Below are 3012 nucleotides of genomic sequence, written 5' to 3'. Positions count from 1 at the left end.
GTTGCTCCTTCCGCGACGCCGTGCGCGTCATCCGGGTGGTGTGGGTTTCAGCGGTGCGGGGGCGGGCGGCGCGCTCTGCTCTTGCCTGGGCGGTTGCCGTCTGGATGCCGCGGCGGAAGGATCGCAGCGAGATGCGAGCACGCAGGCTGGCCCACCAACCGAGCCCCGTTCGCAGATGCGCACGCTCTGCGTCGACGAGGCTCCAGAACGCGTCGCTCTCGGCTTCGGTGGGCTGCTCGAAAGCGAAGGCCGACCGATCGGCCCACGAGGCCAGCGCGACCGCGGCGCCGGTGCCTTCCGCGTCGTACAGCGCAGCGAGCTCGGAGCGCGTCTGCGCGTGCGGCAGCGGCAGCCCACGGTCGACCGCGGCATCAACATACTCGTCCCAGCCGGCGATCACCCGGTCTGCGGGGTCGGCTGCGCGACGGCGGGAGCGCCGCCGCACCGTCTTGGCCGTAATGATCGCCAGCAGGGGGCCCAGCAGGATGAAGAGGACTAGCAGGACGCTTCCCGACACGCGCAGCGCGGCCCAGAGGTCTGAGAGGTCCACGCTCTCTGGCACGGCCGTGTCGTCGGCGGTGCCGGCATCCGCGGGGGACGCATCCGGTGGTGGGACGGCATCCGCCTGCTGCGGGCGCACGTCGGTGGGGATCGGGGGGTCGTTGCGCTGATCGATCTCGGGCGCGATCGGGTTCGCGTGCTGGGGCGTCGTGTCGATCGGGATCCAGCCGCCTGCGGTGTCGCGGATCTCGATCCAGGCGGCGATGTCACCGCCGACGCAGCTGCCGTCTTCGCAGACACTCAGCGTGTCGTCCTCGCTGTGAAGCCGGGCGCCCAGGACGACACGGCTCTCGAAGCCGAGTCGATCGGCGATGAGGGCCGCGGCTACCGCGAACTGCTCGTCGTCACCGACAGCGGCAACCAGCAAAGCGTCGTCGCCGCCGCCGACGTCATTCTGGCGCTCATTCAGGGCGCTGAACAGCGACCCGATCCGATCTGTCGAATGCCCGGCCCGGCTGGGCTCGAACGAGTAGTCGTCCAGCTGGGTCATCCACAACGGCGGGACGTCCTCATCGATCGTGAGTGCGTGGCTGAGATACCCGCGGGCGCGCAGGCGTTCGATGAGAGTCACCAGCCCGTCGTAGCCATCGGCGACGTCTTGGAGCTCGAGCCACTGGGTGAGCGAATCCGGGATGACATCCTCGTCGAGTCGGGGCTCGCCGACGAGCGGATCCTGGACGTCGGCGGCGGCCAGCGTGGCGGTCAGAGAGATCGACACGCCCGGGGCAAGGCCCTGATCCGACAGCTGCACTCCCATGTCGGCGGTAGGGCTGAAGAAGAAGCCGTCCGCGAGCAGGTTGCGATCGGCACCGGAGAATCCCACGGAGGTGAGCCCGGCGGTGATCGGCACCCAGATCCCCGAATAGGCACCGATCTCGATCACCGAGCGGACGGTCCCCGCACCAGACGAAGTCGGAAGTCGCACGAACGCGGTGGCCAGCGGATCCAGCCCGTCCGGGGCAAGGACGCGCGCGACGACCCCGTCGTAGAAGCTGAGGGTGGCAAGGCGCACGCGGTCCACCGACGAATCGGTGGTGATGCGGAAGAGCTCGGTGTCCACGATGTCGTCATCGAAGTTCTCGCGGTAGGTGATGAGGGGGCTGAGTTCGGAGCGGATCCGCAACTCCGGGGCGATGACGGTGCGGGGAACCTCGCGCACCTGCCCCGCCACGGCCAGCGGCGCAACGACTAGCCCGACGACGGTCGCGACGGTCGCCATCGCGCCGGCGAGCAGCCACTTGCCGGTCGCGGCGCCGCGGGGGCGCTTGGCGCGCACGCCGGTCGCTGTTTCGGCCGTGCGCAGCTCGAGGGAGCGCGCGGCGTTGGTACGCCACACGAACCAGCCGACGCATGCGAGCAGGCAGAACAGGCCCGTTGACAGCTCCACCACTCCGGGAACGGTGACGGGTCCGATTTCCAGGATGCCGCGCACCGCGCTTGAGCCGAAGACGATGCCGAAGACCGGCATCGTCAGTGCGAGCGGCGCGGCGAACACCCAGTGACGTGTGCGCCACGCCGTGCTCAGAGCGATCACAGGCGCGAGGAGACAGACCAGCAGGAGCGGTGCGAGCACTGCCTGGTAGGTGCCGAGAGGCACATCGAGGGTGAGGATGTTCTTCCACCCGGTAACCGGCGCGGTGGCGATATCGACGACTGCGGCGGGAAGTTCGCTGAGATCCGTGAGTGCCCGCGGCGCCCCGAGGGGGATACCGAGGACGAGGTAGGCGGCGACGGTAGCGAGGGCGACGATCCACCACGACCACCGGCTGCGGGCAGCCAGGACGGCGATCGCGACCCCCGTCACAACCCCGATTCCGACGGTGAGATACATCCAAGGGTCGCGGTAGATCGGCCACGCGGCCACAGCGGCGACGCCCCCGAGTGCGACGACCAGCCCCACGTCGATGCCCCACAGTCCTCGTGGCAGGCCGGAGGTGCGCGCGCTGCGGCGCGCACGGTCGCGGATCGGGGCGGCAGGCGCGCTCATGCCGCGGACCGCCGGGCAAGGACGTGGCGAAGGTCGTCGAGGAGTCCGATCGTGATCACGGCGATCTCGCCCAGTTTCCGATAGCCGGGCTCGGCGGTCGGATCGCAGACGATCACGATCACACTGACGTTGAGGGGAAAGGCGACGGCCGCGGATTGGATGGTATGCGCGGTGACTGTCGAGCCGCACACGAGGAATCCGACCGAGACATCGCGATGGGCCTCGACAGCGAAGGTGGCGACATCCAGGAGGGGGTTTACGGAAGCGCGCTCGGCGACCTCGCACAGGGCGTCCAGCAGCGTTCGGGCGCTCACCGTCGGCAGTTCGTGCACGGCGCGGGTGATGCGTCTGGCGAACTCGGGTATTTCCTGCCCGACGACGACGTCGACGTCACGGCCGTCGCGGATGCCGCGCACACCGAGCGAGCCGACGGCGCTGACCGCGAGCTCGAACTCGTCTTCGTT

1 protein-coding gene and 1 pseudogene are annotated in these 3012 nt (G+C 69.5%); both read right to left on the bottom strand.

What is annotated here, in order from left to right; all coding sequences use genetic code 11:
* Nucleotides 1–2548: transglutaminase domain-containing protein (locus Q1V87_RS02920; RefSeq protein ID WP_300590786.1), on the bottom strand; the 2548-nt coding region annotated here is incomplete at its 3' end.
* Nucleotides 2545–3012 (bottom strand): annotated as a pseudogene (locus Q1V87_RS02915) (DUF58 domain-containing protein); the annotation flags it as partial. The gene Q1V87_RS02920 and the pseudogene Q1V87_RS02915, both read right to left, overlap by 4 nt.

This window comes from Microbacterium sp. (genome assembly GCF_030149085.1).
Taxonomy (GTDB): domain Bacteria; phylum Actinomycetota; class Actinomycetes; order Actinomycetales; family Microbacteriaceae; genus Microbacterium.
This window is presented reverse-complemented; position numbering and strand designations above follow the sequence as displayed.